Source organism: Arcicella rosea, from assembly GCF_040543805.1.
GTDB classification, from domain to species: Bacteria; Bacteroidota; Bacteroidia; order Cytophagales; family Spirosomataceae; genus Arcicella; species Arcicella rosea.
The window spans coordinates 255,390-271,774 of sequence record NZ_JBEUMS010000006.1; the positions used below are offsets into that span (position 1 = coordinate 255,390).

At 34.9% G+C, this 16,385-nt stretch carries 19 protein-coding genes; 7 read left to right on the forward strand and 12 right to left on the reverse strand.

Annotation, left to right across the window (positions count from 1 at the left end):
• Nucleotides 1-46 precede the first annotated feature (46 nt).
• Nucleotides 47-1,126, forward strand: a complete 1,080-nt coding sequence (gene dinB, locus ABID42_RS10000; RefSeq protein WP_367283543.1) for a DNA polymerase IV — start codon at nucleotides 47-49, stop codon at nucleotides 1,124-1,126.
• Between the two features lie 247 nt (nucleotides 1,127-1,373).
• Nucleotides 1,374-1,634 carry a hypothetical protein gene (locus ABID42_RS10005; protein ID WP_323255384.1) on the forward strand — a complete coding sequence of 87 codons (261 nt, stop codon included), beginning with the start codon at nucleotides 1,374-1,376 and terminating at the stop codon, nucleotides 1,632-1,634.
• 129 nt (nucleotides 1,635-1,763) lie between these two features.
• On the opposite strand, the gene ABID42_RS10010 is transcribed toward ABID42_RS10005, so the two are convergent.
• The 3 genes from ABID42_RS10010 to ABID42_RS10020 all read right to left on the reverse strand — a co-directional run bounded on the left by ABID42_RS10010 (nucleotide 1,764) and on the right by ABID42_RS10020 (nucleotide 4,543).
• The gene (locus ABID42_RS10010) at nucleotides 1,764-2,372 is read right to left on the reverse strand and encodes a class I SAM-dependent methyltransferase (RefSeq protein ID WP_367283544.1); all 609 of its coding nucleotides are present in this window, start codon (nucleotides 2,370-2,372) and stop codon (nucleotides 1,764-1,766) included.
• Between the two features lie 298 nt (nucleotides 2,373-2,670).
• Nucleotides 2,671-3,459 carry a hypothetical protein gene (locus ABID42_RS10015; RefSeq protein WP_367283545.1) on the reverse strand — a complete coding sequence of 263 codons (789 nt, stop codon included), beginning with the start codon at nucleotides 3,457-3,459 and terminating at the stop codon, nucleotides 2,671-2,673.
• 100 nt (nucleotides 3,460-3,559) lie between these two features.
• A complete protein-coding gene (locus ABID42_RS10020; protein ID WP_323255376.1) occupies nucleotides 3,560-4,543 on the reverse strand; it encodes a pyruvate dehydrogenase complex E1 component subunit beta in 984 nt (327 codons plus the stop codon).
• 765 nt (nucleotides 4,544-5,308) lie between these two features.
• Between ABID42_RS10020 and ABID42_RS10025 the strand changes: the two genes are divergently transcribed.
• A complete protein-coding gene (locus ABID42_RS10025; protein WP_367283546.1) occupies nucleotides 5,309-5,974 on the forward strand; it encodes a hypothetical protein in 666 nt (221 codons plus the stop codon).
• Between the two features lie 170 nt (nucleotides 5,975-6,144).
• Nucleotides 6,145-6,738 carry a porin family protein gene (locus ABID42_RS10030; protein ID WP_367283547.1) on the forward strand — a complete coding sequence of 198 codons (594 nt, stop codon included), beginning with the start codon at nucleotides 6,145-6,147 and terminating at the stop codon, nucleotides 6,736-6,738.
• A 162-nt stretch (nucleotides 6,739-6,900) separates the two neighbouring features.
• On the opposite strand, the gene ABID42_RS10035 is transcribed toward ABID42_RS10030, so the two are convergent.
• Nucleotides 6,901-7,074: a hypothetical protein gene (locus ABID42_RS10035; RefSeq protein ID WP_367283548.1), complete on the reverse strand. Its 174-nt coding sequence runs from the start codon at nucleotides 7,072-7,074 to the stop codon at nucleotides 6,901-6,903.
• On the opposite strand from ABID42_RS10035, the gene ABID42_RS10040 reads away from it, so the two are divergent.
• On the forward strand, nucleotides 7,055-8,236 hold the full coding sequence (locus tag ABID42_RS10040) for a hypothetical protein (RefSeq protein WP_367283549.1): 1,182 nt from the start codon (nucleotides 7,055-7,057) through the stop codon (nucleotides 8,234-8,236). The two genes, ABID42_RS10035 and ABID42_RS10040, sit on opposite strands and share 20 nt — an antisense overlap.
• 1,043 nt (nucleotides 8,237-9,279) lie before the next feature.
• Here ABID42_RS10040 and ABID42_RS10045 read toward each other — a convergent pair.
• The 5 genes from ABID42_RS10045 to ABID42_RS10065 all read right to left on the reverse strand — a co-directional run bounded on the left by ABID42_RS10045 (nucleotide 9,280) and on the right by ABID42_RS10065 (nucleotide 12,109).
• Complete coding sequence (locus tag ABID42_RS10045; protein ID WP_367283550.1) at nucleotides 9,280-9,609, reverse strand: DUF6984 family protein; 330 nt, start codon at nucleotides 9,607-9,609, stop codon at nucleotides 9,280-9,282.
• A 138-nt stretch (nucleotides 9,610-9,747) separates the two neighbouring features.
• Nucleotides 9,748-10,500, reverse strand: a complete 753-nt coding sequence (locus ABID42_RS10050; RefSeq protein WP_367283551.1) for a hypothetical protein — start codon at nucleotides 10,498-10,500, stop codon at nucleotides 9,748-9,750.
• 139 nt (nucleotides 10,501-10,639) lie between these two features.
• Nucleotides 10,640-10,945: a MafI2 family immunity protein gene (locus tag ABID42_RS10055; RefSeq protein WP_367283552.1), complete on the reverse strand. Its 306-nt coding sequence runs from the start codon at nucleotides 10,943-10,945 to the stop codon at nucleotides 10,640-10,642.
• A gap of 281 nt (nucleotides 10,946-11,226) precedes the next feature.
• Nucleotides 11,227-11,463 (reverse strand): hypothetical protein, encoded by a 237-nt coding sequence (locus ABID42_RS10060; RefSeq protein WP_367283553.1) that lies wholly within the window; start codon nucleotides 11,461-11,463, stop codon nucleotides 11,227-11,229.
• Nucleotides 11,464-11,509: 46 nt separating this feature from the next.
• Nucleotides 11,510-12,109: an aminotransferase class IV gene (locus ABID42_RS10065; RefSeq protein ID WP_367283554.1), complete on the reverse strand. Its 600-nt coding sequence runs from the start codon at nucleotides 12,107-12,109 to the stop codon at nucleotides 11,510-11,512.
• 38 nt (nucleotides 12,110-12,147) lie between these two features.
• Between ABID42_RS10065 and ABID42_RS10070 the strand changes: the two genes are divergently transcribed.
• Nucleotides 12,148-12,633 (forward strand): peptide deformylase, encoded by a 486-nt coding sequence (locus tag ABID42_RS10070; RefSeq protein ID WP_367283555.1) that lies wholly within the window; start codon nucleotides 12,148-12,150, stop codon nucleotides 12,631-12,633.
• Nucleotides 12,634-12,709: 76 nt separating this feature from the next.
• On the opposite strand, the gene ABID42_RS10075 is transcribed toward ABID42_RS10070, so the two are convergent.
• The 3 genes from ABID42_RS10075 to mnmA form a co-directional block, all read right to left on the reverse strand.
• On the reverse strand, nucleotides 12,710-13,786 hold the full coding sequence (locus tag ABID42_RS10075; RefSeq protein WP_367283556.1) for an alkene reductase: 1,077 nt from the start codon (nucleotides 13,784-13,786) through the stop codon (nucleotides 12,710-12,712).
• A 62-nt stretch (nucleotides 13,787-13,848) separates the two neighbouring features.
• Nucleotides 13,849-14,127: an ArsR/SmtB family transcription factor gene (locus ABID42_RS10080; RefSeq protein ID WP_367283557.1), complete on the reverse strand. Its 279-nt coding sequence runs from the start codon at nucleotides 14,125-14,127 to the stop codon at nucleotides 13,849-13,851.
• 103 nt (nucleotides 14,128-14,230) lie between these two features.
• Nucleotides 14,231-15,367: a tRNA 2-thiouridine(34) synthase MnmA gene (gene mnmA, locus ABID42_RS10085; protein WP_184137272.1), complete on the reverse strand. Its 1,137-nt coding sequence runs from the start codon at nucleotides 15,365-15,367 to the stop codon at nucleotides 14,231-14,233.
• Between the two features lie 361 nt (nucleotides 15,368-15,728).
• Here mnmA and ABID42_RS10090 point away from each other — a divergent pair, with 361 nt between their 5' ends.
• Complete coding sequence (locus tag ABID42_RS10090) at nucleotides 15,729-16,328, forward strand: beta/alpha barrel domain-containing protein (protein WP_323255357.1); 600 nt, start codon at nucleotides 15,729-15,731, stop codon at nucleotides 16,326-16,328.
• Nucleotides 16,329-16,385 lie beyond the last annotated feature (57 nt).

Below are 16,385 nucleotides of genomic sequence, written 5' to 3' on the forward strand. Positions count from 1 at the left end.
GATTACTCAAAGCTGACAGCTCAAGGCTCGAAGCTCATAGCTAAATATGCAAGAAACAAACATACGAAAAATAATTCATATCGATATGGACGCTTTCTATGCTTCTGTGGAGCAAAGAGACAATCCTGCTTTGCGAGGAAAACCTGTGGCTGTGGGTGGTTCTCGTGAGCGTGGCGTGGTGGCGGCCGCCAGTTATGAAGCTCGTAAGTTTGGCGTTCGTTCGGCGATGTCCTCAATGATGGCTGCTCGTAAATGTCCAAATTTAATTTTTGTAAAGCCTCGCTTTGAAAGTTATAAAACGGCTTCAAGACAAATTCGAGAGATTTTTGCAGAATATACTCATTTGATTGAACCACTTTCTTTAGACGAAGCCTATTTGGATGTTACAGAAAACCTGAAAGGCATCGCTTCAGCAACCGCAATCGCCAAAGAAATCAAAGAGAAAATCAAGGAAAGAACACAACTGACGGCATCCGCTGGAGTTTCTTACAATAAATTCTTAGCAAAATTAGCCTCAGATTATAAAAAACCTGATGGACTTTTTGTGATAAAACCCAATCAAGGAGAAAAGTTTGTGGAAGATTTAGAAGTATATCGTTTTCATGGCATCGGAAAAGTAACAGCCGAGAAAATGAACAAAATGAATATTTTCACGGGTTTAGATTTACGGCAATATGATGAAAGCGTCTTGACCAAACACTTCGGAAAGGCTGGGAAGTACTACTATAACATTGCCAGAGCCATTGATTTCAGACCAGTAAATACTGAAAGAATACGTAAATCTGTGGGTTCCGAAAATACTTTTTGGCGAGATTTAGAAACCAGAGTAGAATTAGAAGCTGGTTTAAAACCCATTATTGACGACGTTTGGAAATACTGCGACCGCACGCAAGTATATGGCAGAACCGTTCATTTAAAAGTAAAATTCAAAGACTTTCAAATCATTACCAGAAGTAGAACCACACTCTCTCCTATTTTTGATAGTTCATTCTTCGAAAAAATCGCTTTTGATTTACTTGAACAATTATATCCAATTCCTAAAGGAGTACGTCTCTTAGGTATTTCACTCTCCAATTTAGAATCTGCCGATGATATGATAGGGAAACAATTGACTTTAGAGTTTTAAGAAGTTCAATTGCATTTACATCAACAAAACCTCTTCCAAACACATCCATTCCACATTTAACACGCATTTTAATCTAAGAAATTTTCAATTTTTGTTTGAAAATTTCACAAAATTTATATATTTGTGATAAAATAGTATAGCTTATTTAAATACTTTTATCCAATATCCTCATTTATAAAATTAGCGTAAATCCTTACTTAATATAAATCTAAAATAGTCATAAAATAACGGTAAAAGTATTAAAATTATGCACGCAACTTACAACATCAAACCTACAGAAATTAATGATAGTTTATTGAAAACTATTAAAGACCTCTTTAAAAATGAAGAGCAACTAACAATTACTGTTACTTCTGAAAAGAAGCCTAAACCAAATGAAAATCATCAAGATGAGTCAGAAAAGGCTTACTTTAGTTCATTCGGCAGTTGGGAGGATGAAGTAAATACCGAATACCTCATTAAAAAAATATACTCCGACCGAAAAAGCAGACCTCGTGATATAGATTAAAGCTTTTTCTCTATATCAATCATTAAAAAACTATTATACAAATTTTAATACTTAAAGATATTGCGAGATTCTTCGAGAACCTCGCAATATCTTCTAAATTCCATCACACTTGAACATGATAATAAGACCCTATGGTAAATATTTAGCCATCCATACGGTGGCATAACCACAGTCTGGGTCGTTAATCACATGTTTCAATGCCTTAAAATGATGTTTTTCTAACAAGCTATGGTATTCGTCAGTATCTAAAGACGCATGAAATAGGTTTTCTCCACCACACATTCCCCAAGCTTCACCGTTTTCGGTACCAGAAGTAAACAGTAAAATACCATTAGGGTTTAGGTGTTTTTCAAAAAGCGTAAACATCAATGGTTGATCGGCGACCGGAAGATGGAAAAAGCTATGCCATGCAATGATGGCATCGAATTGTCTGTTTATGTCTAAATAACGCATATCTTGTAAAATAAACGTTGTTGTTGGGAAGTTTTCTTTGGCAATATCAAGTATCTTGCTACTGGCATCTACGCCAGTAACCTGTACGTTTTGATTAACTAAGTAGGCTAATATTGGTTTTCCGGTACCGCAACCCACATCTAAAACAGTGCCTTCAGCGGGTAATTGAGCTATTAAATCGTCTAGGTATTTTTTCTCCATTAATACCTCATCCCTATTTTCTGAAAACCAAGTAGCTATCTTGTTATAGACCTCGTAAACGTTTTTTGTTTCCCCTTTTTCCATACAACATCTTTTTAATGATTGACCAAGCATTACTAATGCAAGATAGTATAAAGCATTAAAAAACTTGGGGTTGGTATTTTCAGCCCTTCTTGACATCAATGCACCAACAAGATGAGTATCAGCACAATTTAGCTGTTGCCTTTACACACAGACATATTGAAAAACACTAGGCCAAGCTGGGCTAGTTGTGTTGCCAAATCGGGCGGTCAGTCATGGGAATTGACAAGCAACAGCTATTTGTTAACCACGTATTAATCATACGAGATAGTATAAAAACATTAATAAGCCCTACTATTAATTAGTAACCAATAGTAATTTTAAACAAAGTTATACCAAAGCTAGATACTAATGCAATGGTGCTAACTCGTTGCTGACTATCCAATGTATAAGTTATTTTATTAGAGAAGTCACCATTTATCACCGACTTAGGAATCATTTTAGAAGCAAACAGCGCAACAATCTGTCCATCACTGTATGACAATTTTAAAAACTGTGTATTTTCCGTGAATTTATACAAAGGATTTTCTACCGTAGTAAATTCTCCCAAACTACATATAGTTTCAATATTACTTTTGAATTGATACTTTGTCAACTGTCCATCACTCTGATACTCAAACTTTTCAAATGTTTTTGCCCATTGAGATGGGTTTGTATAATTAAGGGTTGTCAACTGTCCTTTATTATTATAAATCCACTGCATATATTTTTCTAATATAATTTCTGAGCCATCTGTATTGTATTCATATTCATACGATTGACTTCCATCGGCATAATCAGCACCTTTATAACTATATTTTTCAGTTTTGATTTGGTTTTTAGCATTTCTGGTAAATTCATAAGTTCTTACAAAATCCCTATTGGTAGAAGTATTTAGGCTTGTAATTGTATAAGAAGTTAAAAGATTGTCTTTCCAAGTGTAAGCATAGATATTGGGGTTTTTACTGCCATAAGTTTCGATTTTTACCGTTTTGGGGAGCGACGAGACTGTTGCTTGTGGTTCAATATCATCTGATTTTTTTGAAGAGCAACCTCCTAAAACTAAAATAGCAAGAAGCAATAGTGTAATGTTTTTGTAGCGTTGTAACATGATGGTAGATATTGTTGGTTAAAATGATTTTATAGTAGAAAAGCCTTTTGAATAACCATAGGGTACTCAAAAGGCTTTTGATATTAAATTTCAGAAACGATTATTTCTTATACGTAACCGACTTTACAGCTTCAATAGTACGAGCAACGCTTGGAAGAATAGCTTCTAACAAAGTTGGTGCGTAAGGAAGTGGTAAATCTAATGAGTTCACACGAATTACTGGTGCATCCATGAAATCAAAAGCCCAACGTTGTACGTTATAAGCGATTTCTGAAGATAAAGCAGCAATTGGGTTAGCTTCTTCAACTACTACACAACGGTTTGTTTTCTTTACAGAAGCAATAATTGTTTCGTAATCAATTGGTCTAACTGTTCTTAAGTCAATTACTTCAGCATTGATGCCTAATTTAGTTAATTCAGCTACTGCTGGCATTACTACTCTTGAAAGCATTTTACCGAAAGTAACGATTGTAACGTCTGTACCTTCTTTTACGATATGTGCTTTACCGATTGGAGTTAAGTATTCTCCATCTGGCACAAGACCTTTATCGCCATACATCAATTCAGATTCCATGAAAATAACTGGGTCGTTATCACGGATTGAAGATTTTAATAAACCTTTTGCATCAGCAGGATTTGAAGGAACTACAACTTTCAAACCAGGAGTATTAGCAAACCAGTTTTCAAAGTTAGATGAGTGTTGTGATGATAATTGACCTGCGTTTCCGGTTGGTCCACGGAAAACGATTGGACAAGAGTATTGTCCACCAGACATAGACATCATTTTGGCAGCCGAGTTGATTACTTGGTCGATGGCTACCAACGAGAAGTTAAAAGTCATAAACTCAACTACTGGACGCAAACCATTAGCGGCTGCACCAACAGCGATACCCGCAAAACCTAATTCTGCGATAGGTGTGTCAATCACACGGTCTGGACCAAATTCATCCAACATACCTTGTGATACTTTGTAAGCACCATTGTATTCGGCTACTTCTTCGCCCATCAAAAACACTGACTGGTCTCTACGCATTTCTTCGTTTAATGCTTCACGAAGCGCCTCTCTGAATTGTATTTCTCTCATTGGTTATTTTTATCGTGTTCAGGTTGAGAATCGCCGAAACGATTCTGTCTTCAAAATCTGCGTAAAATTAGATAACAAACCTCAGACTGCCAACGGCGAAATAGGTAAATTATCACTTAAATTGATTGAAATGATTTTTTAAAGGATTTGAAGAGTTATGAATGACGTTATGTTAATGGTCTTATCGGATTCCTTAATATCTCAGTCGGGTTACAAAATCCCTCAGTCGGGATGCGTAATATCTCGGTCGGGTTACAAAATCCCTCAGTTGGGATGCGTAATATCTCAGTCGGGTTACAAAATCCCTCAGTCGGGATGCGTAATCCCTCAGACGGGTTACAAAATCTCTCAGTCGGGATGCGTAATCTCTCAGTTGGGTTACAAAATCCCTAAATCAGGTAGCTTAATCTCTCAGACGAACTACAAGTTCCCAATGTAGGGAGAAAAAATTATTGATTGATTGGATATTTCGTAATAAATATTTAGTTTTAAACACAACTGAACTTAAAAATAACAGAACAAGGTCAGAGTCATGTGATACAATACCACTAACTTAAAAAAATTAGATGCCTAGCGGTTATACGTCGTTATAACCAAGCTAAGTGACTATGAAATGAGACAACCAAGAGAGCCCCCTACTTTATATTTTTGGAGAGTTAAACCCTAAGAGTATAAATTCCCTTATTATTAATATGGAGACCAGTGACCATTTCTAAACGGGGCGACACCGAAAAGCCAAATGAGTAGGGATTTTAATCAAAAAAAATGGAAAAGATAATAACTTTATTTTTAGTAATTCTTCTAACGAGTTTCTGTAATGCTCAATCTGTGATTGTTAGTGCTTCAGAACCTGATGCAAAAATTATTGTTGATGGTCAAAATTTAGGAACGGGTACTTTAAAAATTAAAATACCAAGAGAAACTTGCGTAAATGTAAAAATACAGAAAGTTGGTTTTCTAAAGTACGAGCAAGTTTATTGTTCTAAAAGAGGAAGCACCCCTCCTCCTAAACAACAATTTTTTGAAATGAAAAAGGATGATGCTGAAGAAGCTTCAATTAAGACAGACCAAGCGAACGTTGACTTTTCAGTTATTGTAAATGATAAATTTAATACTTCAGACGGCTGGAAACTTACAACACAAATTGTAACGGATTACTTTGACGCCATAGAAGTTAGTGATAAAGAAACCTCTTATTTACGGACAGCATGGAGTATTCAATCGTTTGAACAGAATACTATTAGAACAAGATTAATCATTAAATTAGCTAATTCTAGCCCTCTGACCTTCAAGGTAAAACTCGTTAGCGAGTATTCTGGCAATGCTGGAACAAGTGTCAAAGCAGATGAACAATTTAGAGAATGGGATAGGATATTAAGAAAGTATCAAAATATAATAAGTGACTTCAATACTCGTCTGGGAGGCAAATAAGAAAAGGCAGGTATTTTGAAACATAAGAAATTAGCCCATAATAAGCTAGTCCTTTTTTCTTACTTAAAGCCAGATAATACGACTATACATATTTTGTAATTTAGTTACAGATACTTTTCGCCCTTGTTGGTGATAAACTAGCAAGGGCGAAAAACTAAATATAAACCCTAATGAAAAAATTATTCTTTCTCTTTTTAAGCTTAATAGCATTTTCTTTTACCACTAATGCCCAAACTCGTTTCGGCATAAAAGGTGGTGTTAACTTCGCCAACCTTGCATTTTCTTCGGGAGGGATGTCTTCTAATCAGAATTCAATTACCACCGCTCAAATTGGAGTTACATTTGAATCAAGACTCTCTGACAGAATCATATTACGAAACGATGTGCTTTTTTCACAAAAAGGGGCGATTACGCCAAGTAATATAGCCGATTATAAAACCACCATAAATTACTTAGAAGTACCTTTTAATTTTTTATATGAGCCGACATACTACTCTTTCATAGGCGTTGGTCCTTATGTAGGTTATGCCATGACTGGAACAATTTTATCAAATGGACAATCATCTGACATTACATTCGGCGATGGTGAATTTAAAAGACTAGATTACGGTTTAAATTTAACTGTTGGCTATGAAGTCTTTGAAGGTTTGGTTTTAAGTGCTAATTATTCTCTGGGTTTAGCAAATATTATTGATAGTAACACAGCATCTTTTAAAAATAAAGTAATAGGAATCTCAGTTACAAAGTTTTTCAAAGGCAAATAGTGTTCAAAGCTGTTGAACTTATTTTTTGTTTTCGTAAGAAAATAAAAACATATTATGAAATACGCTCGCCTGACGTAGTGTTATACTACGTCAGAGCGTGTTTTAACGAATGTTACATTGCAAAAACAATAAGCTCGTTTGTTTAATCCAAACTATTTCACCTTATGCCGTAACTTCTATGAAACCTAGTACGCTATACTCATTACTTATCATATCCGTTCTTTCTGCATGTAAACCTGATTCAGTCATAACAGAAGAAACACCTGTTTCCATTATCACAGAGGAGATTTCTTTACCCGTCAAAGACGATATCCAATTGCCCCCCGTAGCTTTCACACCAGATATTGAGTCGCTTCGACAACAGGGAGATACCTCAACAATTAGAATGGTAGCACTCGGTGGTTCATTTCCATCTGGTAGTCGAAATGGAGGATTGTATAGAGAAGGTCAAATGACATCTATCCCACAGCTAATCGCCCATCAGATGCAACTTCAATCATTTATCTCTCCATTATTTGAAAAAGAACAAGGTAATGGAAGCGGTTATCTAATCTATGACCGAAAAGCTAGTCTGCCATCTTGGAAAAAAGTAACCAACCAAACCGCTATTATCTCACAGACGCCACTAGTATTCACGCCCTTCAAAGGAACCCATGTAGATAATATATCTTGGCCAGAAGGCCCCGGAACCAATTCGGATTCATCAAATAGCTATTTTTATTATCCTAAAGGCAAAGAGCCGTATTTCAGTTATCTATTTCGGTTTTATGCTGACAAAGGAACAAACGAAACTCCATTTAATTATTTTGCCTACACAATCCAAAAAAAAACACATCTGCTACTTCACTTTGAAGACCTAGATTCATGGATTGGCTGGGCATGCCATACTCAAAATTTTGCTATTCAGAATAGGTTACATGAAGGATACTTTTACCCAAAACACACATTTATTAGAAACTACACAAAAGTAGGGCTAAAAATGGTGTTATATAATATGCCTGATTTTCTTGATTTCCCATACTTTCATTTATATCAAGCAAATCAATTAATGCTTAAAAACAATACAACTGGGCAAGCATTGAGCGACAGTGCGCTATTAATTCCTAGGGATGGTATAAAAAAGGCATTTGCAAGTAATCAAAAAACTATTTTGCTGGATGAAGATGTAATTTCTGCGGATGAAGCCAAGCAATTCAGAATTATAATCAAGGATGTATTAAACACCAATACAACCGAGCATTTTGCCAAACTGTATAACCTACCCATTGTGGATATGTATAGCCTTTATAAAACGATTTTAGCGGGTAAATACCATACCGAAGATGGCTTGTTTATTGACCCATCGTTCCCTAATGGCAATTTCTTTTCGGAAGACGGAATACACCCCACTGCTATTGGTAGTGCAGTAATTGCCAATGAAACGATTAAAAAAATCAATGAAAGATATAATACCAAAATACCACTTATTAACGTATCTCAACTTGCGAAACGTTTATGATAAAAGCTGATAAGTAATGAATTCAACTAAGGATTTTCCGTAAAAATGAATAGTATATATGTATTAAAAATCAAAGAGATGGGAAAGAATATAATGTTTGTAATACTCAATATAGTTTGTTTTATCTTACTTCGATATTTAACCATTTTAATAATTTTTCTAATAGGAGGCTATGCCAGTAACCAGTTTATAGATTCTTATTGGTACTTCTTTCCCTCATATTTTTTACAGGTTCTTGTTTTAATTATTACAAATAAAACTAAGAACAAGCTACATTATATTGTTATCGGTATAATTAGTATTTTATATTTAGCTTCATGCTTACGGCTCATTCCAAGTGTTATTTTACCATATTAATAGCTTTAATAAAATGTAGCCTCAAACTTACCTTCTGAACAAGTCTTCAAAACATTGATAATAATTATTGGTTTGGAGAATAGAATAATTTTCACCTCTGATGTAATTAGTCTAGTACTTATGCCTTTTCACAAACTAAATCAAGTGAAGAAAAGCTTCACAAAAACACTTTCCAATTTCTTTCTATCCATTCTTTCTCACAAACAACTCAATTCAGAATTTTATTCTGTTTGACACTCCTATTTCAGCAAAAAACCAAACGAATCCTATCTCGAAGATAGGATTTTCCATCTTTTGATAAGCTATCCTATCTCAGAGATAGCTTCTTCAATCTTTTTGATAAGTTGTCCTATCTTAGAGATAGCTTCTTCCGTCATTTTAATAGGTCGTCCTATCTTGGAGATAGTTTCTTCCATCTTTTTGATAGGTTGTCCCGCCTTAGAGATAGTTTATTTTGTCCGTGAGCCGATTAATCTCATTATTCGGCTCATATTTTTACTATATTTGAGCCGAATACATATTTTAATCGGCTCATCATGTATAATTGGCAATTTGCTAACTGGACTCAATTTGAATAATCGTAACCAGAGATTAGTACAAAAAACATCTTGATTCAAACAGGCAGCGGACGAAGTACTAGCTATTATATTTATTTGGAGTGAGGATTCAATTTGACATTTGTTTCATTACGCCAAGTGAGGAAGCCTAATCAATGGTGAATAGTCTGTTTTCCACATATCAAGTTCAAATAACCTTCCTTTTTCATCAACATACAAAGAAGCTATTACCGTTACACCATCTTCATCTAAGAATACGTATTCACTAATTTGTCCACCAAACTGACCGTTTTCTGATACAATACCTTCAGGATATAAGCTAAGACTTCCCATTTTTCCATCATCCATTGAAGAAACTAACAAATTGGGTTTCCAGTCGTCAGAAATTGTCACAGGAGCATTTGCAATCAAGTACGCTAAAAGCATTTCTTCATTGGTTGTGGCTTTCCTTATATTCATAAACCTGTACTTAGGGTTATTGATTTTGTCTTCTTATTATTTTACTCCTATTTGAAATAGATTCTCTTTAATAAAGTTTTGCAATGTAACATTGCAGAATACAACGACGTAGTGAAACACTACACCGAGCGGAGTTGCTTAATCTCCCAGACGGATAAAAGACTCCTTGTTCCCGTATTTCTTTTTGTTTAGTCTAAACCAATAATTTAATTGGATAGATAATGTATTTGAAGTTACTTTGGTTGGATATGTTAAACCTGTAATAGGTGAAGTGTTCTTATCCCTTATATCAGAGATACCTAAGTTGTATTTTACATTCACCGAAATTGGCAATTTTAAATATGACTGCAAATTCAAGTCAGCAGCAGCCAGAAATCCCCAATTAAAAGAACTATAATTTACGATAGTCCCATTTTCACATTTACAAGAATCATTCCCTAAACTTTTCGTTGTTATATAGGGTGTAAGTATCTTTCCTAAAAATACGCCTGCTCCAAGAGACAGACTTCCAAATTTCAAATTTATGAATTTGAGTTTTGAATTGATGGTTAAATCCGTCTGAATAAATGGAAGAATAAAATCATCTTGATATAGCTGTGGATTACCGCCAAATGGATTGTAATATTTACTCGTACGACCAATAGTTACAAAATCGGTCTGTAGTTTAAACTTGTAGTTTGAATTAATATTTTTTACGACTCCAAGTCCAAAAATTGGTCTTATCAATGTTTGATTTGTAAACAATCTATTTGTTTTTCCATAGTAAGAAGTGATAACTCCAATTTCTGGACTAATTTCCCAACTTGATTCCATTTTATCTTGTGAGATACCTGTTGAACAACTTATTGTGAATAAGAGAATTATTGACAGAAGTAACCAGTTTTTTTTCATATAAAATATAGGTCAAAATGAGATTGATAAAAGAATTTTGGGAGGAAAAATTACTTCCAGTTTAGGTACTCATTAATGTTGTGTAGTAACTCAACTACAGAGTAGCTACGACCAATTTGGGAAATAATATATCCAACTGTTATATTTTATCATTAACAGCAAATATTATAAAATCATGTTGTTCATTGTTAATGTGTTCTTTTGTTAATTTTACTTGACTATTAATAAATAAATTTGGAATATGTGCATTACTATTTGTGATAATATCATCTAACAATTCCAATTCAAGCTCTGAAGGTTCATTTGAATAGTATGCAGTCAGTAATATTTTGTTTGCTTCGAGGTCAATGTCCATATATATTCTCTTGAGATTATTTGTTATTTTAAATGCCAAAAACCTGAGTATTGTTAAATACAACTCGAATTTCTTCTGTGCTTCTATCATAATAATTAATTTGAATATTTTGTTGAATTTAGATGAATTGAAACCACCAAACAAGTAAGTCCATTACTGGTCATTTCATCCGCTACGACCAGCCTGAGTTAATTTTATATTATCTTTTTAAGTCAGGCCTTTAGGTATTTTCTTTAAAAATGAGTAGTATATGATACCAGATAATCCCACTAAACTTATTAGAATTATTGATATTAATTGTGTGTAACTATTTTCTTCAGGTAAAAGTATAATAGCTGCACCTTCTAGGTATCTAATGTCAACAATATCGCCTATACTGTGATTTTCACAATAATTCCCCAAATTTGTGTTGAATAAATATTACCCTTGTCCTCAACTTTCATAAACCATTTAACTTTGGTTCCCAAACATGAGGCTGGTTTTTCAACAATTTTCATTTTAACTATTTTACCTTTTTCATAAACTTCTATTTGTCTAAATACTGATTTTATAAAAAAGAGTGGAAAAATAAAAATGATGATACCTGCAATGATATTTACTCTTCTCATTTTGAAATGGTTAAATTATTAACTTGTAGTAAGGTTTTCATTTATATCATCCAAACAAAATCCCCACACAATCCACCGCCACAGCAATATCCAAATCTCTAAAAGTATTGATTAAACATACCTTCTGAAAAGTAGCAAGGTCGCTTGCTTGGATGATTCTTTCTTTTACTAATCCTTTGTCTAATAATTGTTGTCGGCGAGTGCCTTTCAGCAGTGGTGTTGATGGGACAAACCATTGGCTTCCATCATAAAAAGCCAAACAAGCAATGGTGCAATCTGTTATCAAACCATTTTGTAGAATAATTACTTCATCGGCTTCGGGGTTTTGTTGAAGTAAATTGCCAAACACTTGTCTGTCAGCATATTTGTACGAGTAGTCAATGCTTGGAACAGCTACTACTTTTAGCTTAGTAATATTTTTAAAAGTATAAGGAGCAAAAGTAACTTCTTGGATTTCGCTTTCGTAAAGTACTCTACAACGCACAATTCCTTCACAAAAATCCGCAGGAATTTGGATGATTTCTTCCAAATTCACATAACTTTCTATTTGAAATAAAGCTTTTCTGGAAGCATTAAATCGCTGGTTGTGGTATTCGATATGCTGAAATTTTCCGTCTTTGATTTGTATGGTTTCTAATAATTGCATAGCTTGTAAACATCTGTTCGTCAATCAAACCCAAAGATATGAAACATCTGAATGATTTATTGTTACTCGGCGACCCACGTTTGTATGAAGTTTGTGAACCTGTTAGCAAAGAAGAATTGCCTTTGGTAAAAGAATGGGTAGCAGATTTGCACAATGTGATGGAAGAAATCAGAGCCAAGTACAATTTTGGCAGAGCCATCGCTGCCCCGCAATTGGGCATTATGAAAAGAGTAATTTACATGAATATTGATAAACCTGTGGTTTTTATCAATCCTGTTTTCGATAATATTAGTGAAGAAATGTTTGAAATGTGGGACGATTGTATGAGTTTTCCGAACCTTTTGGTAAAAGTAAAACGCCATAAATCGCTAACGATACATTATTTAAACGAACATTGGCTAGAACAATCTTGGCAAATGGAAGATGACCTTGCTGAACTTCTGCAACACGAATACGACCATCTAAATGGAGTACTTTGCACCATGCGAGCGGTTGATGATAAGGCTTTTAAGTATAGGATGTAGCTGTGAAGTGAGGAGTTTTGAATGCGGAGCGAGGAGTGTAAAACATTCAGCACTCCGCACTCAAAACTCTCAATTCCTAAAGTGTTGTATAATCAATAAACCCTTCGTCTCCAGGAGTATAGAAAGTATCTCCATTTGGAACGGCTAGTTCAGCTCCTTGTTTCAAACGTTCTACTAAATCTGGATTTGAAATAAATGAACGACCAAATGCAATTAAATCTGCTGCTCCAGAAGCTAAATCTGCCTCGGCACGAGCTACATCGTATCCACCAGAAAGTATTAATGTTCCTTTAAAAGCTTTACGAACATTATCAATTACCGTCTGAGGAACTGCTGGCGCACCCATTGACTCATGGTTTACCAAATGAGTATAAACAACGCCAATTTCATTTAATTTTTCAGCAATGTATTGATAGTCAGTATCAATTGTATCAAAAAACCCTACATCATTAAATACTCCATAAGGAGAAAGACGCACACCAACTTTGTCTTTTCCAATCGCTTCAACTGTTTGCGAAGCAATTTCTAATAAAAACTTAGCACGACCAGTAATATCACCACCATACTCATCTGTACGAATATTTGATTTTGTATTGATAAATTGATCAATCAAATAACCATTTGCTCCGTGGATTTCTACACCATCAAAACCTGCTTCAATAGCATTTTTTGCAGCTTGTACATATTCCGCAATCGTTAATTTGATTCCTTCAATAGTTAAAGCTAAAGGTGTTGGTTGTGCTTGCATTCCTTCAGTATCAGTCCACATTTGTCCTGCGGCAGCTATTGCCGAAGGTGCTACGATAGAAGCACCTGCTGGCATATTTGCTGGGTGAGCTACACGACCACAGTGCATCAATTGAATAAATATTTTTCCACCTTTTGCATGAACTGCTTCCGTTACGTTTTTCCAACCTGCAATTTGTTCTGGAGAAAAAATACCCGGAATACGAGCATAACCTAAACCATTTGGCGAAGGTGAAGTACCTTCTGTAATGATTAAGCCAGCTGAGGCACGTTGTGCATAATAAGTAGCAATTGATGGAGTTGGGATGTTTCCGATAGCTCTTGAGCGTGTCATTGGAGCTACAACAATATGATTGGCTAATTCAATGTTGCCAAGTTTGGCAGAAGAGAATAATTTAGAACTCATAATGATATTTTTAGATTGTTAACACATCGAAACTTTTCGATACGTTAACAATCTAAAAACGTTTAAGAAAGTTCCTGAAAGAAAGCTGAAAGTTTTTTAAAATTATCTCTGTTCAAAGAAATCTTATGAAACTTCCCTTCTTTTTTAGATGCTACTAATTCGCTTTCAATCAATATTGAAACATGATGTGAACAAGTAGATTGCGAAAGACCTATCAATTGTTGAACTTCTCCACAATACATTTCTCCTTTTTGAGATAATGTCAATAGAATTTTCAGACGATAACTATCAGCTATCGCATTCGTGGTTTTTTCAACAAAATGAGTAATCTCTTCTTGCATATTTTTTATTTGAGTAGCCTATGTAAAATAAAAACGATGTTCTTAGAAAAATTTAAAGCTCTGTATTTTAAATTCAAAATTCATAACTCATAATTCATCACTATTAATTTACTTCTGCCATGAAAATACCAGAAGTAGCATCTTGTTTGAACGATTTCATAATCCAACCTCCGCCAACTACGTCGTCACCTTCGTAGAAAACAGCCGCTTGTCCCGGTGCAATACCTGAAACTGCTTCGTGGAAATGAGCTTTTATTTTATTGCCTTCTTGCCAAATTGTAGCGGGTGTTCCAGCATCTTTGTAACGTACTTTTGTAATGGTTTCAATCGGATTATCAATAGAAGCGTATTTTGATAGATTCAATTGACCAACCACCATGCCGTCTCTTTCTAAATCTTTATCACGCCCCAACACTACTTCGTTAGTTTCTTTTCTGATTTCAGTCACAAAAGCTGGATAGCCCAAAGCGATGCCTAAGCCTTTTCTTTGTCCGATAGTATAAAATGGATAACCTTCGTGTTTTCCAAGAATTTTTCCGTCCGTGTCCAAAAAGTTTCCGCCTTTTACTCTTTCTTCCAAGCCTTCTACTCTTCGTTTGATAAAACCACGGTAATCGTTGTCAGGCACAAAACAGATTTCGTAGCTTTCAGATTTATTCACCAAGTCCATAAAACCTCTTTCTGTAGCCATTTCTCTGATTTTGGCTTTTGTCAAATGTCCTAAAGGTAATTTTGTACGAGCCAAACTTTCTTGCGAAACGCCCCAAAGTACATAGCTTTGGTCTTTCCAAGTATCTGCACCTTTTGAAATAATATGTCTGCCGTTTTCTTCACGGATATTGGCATAATGTCCAGTGGCAATAAATTCGCAATCTAATTTATCCGCTCTACGCAAAAGTGCATCCCATTTGATGTGCGTATTGCACATTACACAAGGGTTTGGCGTGCGCCCTTCGATGTATTCGCCCGTAAAGTAATCAATTACGGCATCACCGAATTCATTCCTAATATCTAAAATATAATGTGGAAAGCCCAAAGAAACGGCAACGTTTCGGGCATCGTTGATGGAGTCTAAAGAACAGCAACCTGTTTCTTTTTTTGTTCCGCCCGAAGAGGCATAATCCCAAGTTTTCATCGTCATTCCAACGACTTCATAACCTTCTTCGTGTAGCATTACTGCTGCTACCGAACTGTCGATACCGCCACTCATGGCGACTAAAATTCTTCCGTGTTTGCTCATTGCACTGCTCAGGTTCAAGGCCTGACGTTTAAAAATATTAAAAAATGTTATTCGTTACCTGTGTAACTGTTATCTGTGTACCCGTTAACTGATAACCATTAACCGAATAATGTTACAAATTTACAATAATATTCAACATCATTTCTGATTTTTTGGTTCTGGATAGAAAGCTTGGTAGTTTTGCATCAAGTTATTGGTGATTGGCAATTAGTGATTAGTTTTTCTAATATGTCATTTAATCAATTATAGAATTACTCATTTTGTACTTCCTAAAATCGAATAGCAAAATCTATTTTTAGCTATTACAATTTATCAAACAAAAGCTCAAGGCTGATGGCTCAGAGCTGACAGCTATAAAATTATGCTTAAAACAACTGTAAAAGTATCAATGTTAAATAACCTTTCTGACGCACGTTATTGCGCTGGAATGGGAGTTGATTTGTTAGGTTTTTCGATGGATGAACTTGACTTTGAAAAATTCAAAGAAATGCGTGGCTGGTTGGCTGGCGTGCAAGTGGTTGGAGAAACAGATTCAACAGATATATCAAAAATTATTGAATTAACTGAAAACTACCAACCGGACTATTTACAAGTAAGTGCTTGGGAGAATTTGGCTGAAATTCAAAGAATTGGTTTGCCAATTATTCTAAAAGTAGATTTTGCGACGGCAAATCTTCCTGCTTTGTTTCAAACTACGAAAGGAATGGTTGAGTACTTTTTATTGGAAAATTCTGACGAATTTGGCGTAATTGATGAAGCAACTTTAAGTCAAGTAGATGCTTGGTCGTTTCAATATCCAATCTTGTTAGGTTTTGGAGCGAAAGAATCAAATGTAAATGACCTTTTAGAACAAACCCAATTAAAAGGATTTGCCCTAAAAGGAAATGATGAAATCAGACCGGGTTTTGGCGATTTCGATGAATTAATGAATATTTTGGAAGTACTGGAAACAGATGATTAAGGTTTCATTGGAAATTTATCATCTCTATGATTACTTACTTTGAAAGATAGGTACACT

What these genes read in the sequence shown, in the direction of transcription:
- dinB (WP_367283543.1), top strand. Translation starts at nt 47, where the DNA reads ATGCAAGAAACAAACATACGAAAAATAATTCATATCGATATGGACGCT.
- ABID42_RS10005 (WP_323255384.1), top strand. Translation starts at nt 1,374, where the DNA reads ATGCACGCAACTTACAACATCAAACCTACAGAAATTAATGATAGTTTA.
- ABID42_RS10010 (WP_367283544.1), bottom strand. Translation starts at nt 2,372, where the DNA reads ATGGAAAAAGGGGAAACAAAAAACGTTTACGAGGTCTATAACAAGATA.
- ABID42_RS10015 (WP_367283545.1), bottom strand. Translation starts at nt 3,459, where the DNA reads ATGTTACAACGCTACAAAAACATTACACTATTGCTTCTTGCTATTTTA.
- ABID42_RS10020 (WP_323255376.1), bottom strand. Translation starts at nt 4,543, where the DNA reads ATGAGAGAAATACAATTCAGAGAGGCGCTTCGTGAAGCATTAAACGAA.
- ABID42_RS10025 (WP_367283546.1), top strand. Translation starts at nt 5,309, where the DNA reads ATGGAAAAGATAATAACTTTATTTTTAGTAATTCTTCTAACGAGTTTC.
- ABID42_RS10030 (WP_367283547.1), top strand. Translation starts at nt 6,145, where the DNA reads ATGAAAAAATTATTCTTTCTCTTTTTAAGCTTAATAGCATTTTCTTTT.
- ABID42_RS10045 (WP_367283550.1), bottom strand. Translation starts at nt 9,609, where the DNA reads ATGAATATAAGGAAAGCCACAACCAATGAAGAAATGCTTTTAGCGTAC.
- ABID42_RS10050 (WP_367283551.1), bottom strand. Translation starts at nt 10,500, where the DNA reads ATGAAAAAAAACTGGTTACTTCTGTCAATAATTCTCTTATTCACAATA.
- ABID42_RS10055 (WP_367283552.1), bottom strand. Translation starts at nt 10,945, where the DNA reads ATGATAGAAGCACAGAAGAAATTCGAGTTGTATTTAACAATACTCAGG.
- ABID42_RS10060 (WP_367283553.1), bottom strand. Translation starts at nt 11,463, where the DNA reads ATGAGAAGAGTAAATATCATTGCAGGTATCATCATTTTTATTTTTCCA.
- ABID42_RS10065 (WP_367283554.1), bottom strand. Translation starts at nt 12,109, where the DNA reads ATGCAATTATTAGAAACCATACAAATCAAAGACGGAAAATTTCAGCAT.
- ABID42_RS10070 (WP_367283555.1), top strand. Translation starts at nt 12,148, where the DNA reads ATGAAACATCTGAATGATTTATTGTTACTCGGCGACCCACGTTTGTAT.
- ABID42_RS10075 (WP_367283556.1), bottom strand. Translation starts at nt 13,786, where the DNA reads ATGAGTTCTAAATTATTCTCTTCTGCCAAACTTGGCAACATTGAATTA.
- ABID42_RS10080 (WP_367283557.1), bottom strand. Translation starts at nt 14,127, where the DNA reads ATGCAAGAAGAGATTACTCATTTTGTTGAAAAAACCACGAATGCGATA.
- mnmA (WP_184137272.1), bottom strand. Translation starts at nt 15,367, where the DNA reads ATGAGCAAACACGGAAGAATTTTAGTCGCCATGAGTGGCGGTATCGAC.
- ABID42_RS10090 (WP_323255357.1), top strand. Translation starts at nt 15,729, where the DNA reads ATGCTTAAAACAACTGTAAAAGTATCAATGTTAAATAACCTTTCTGAC.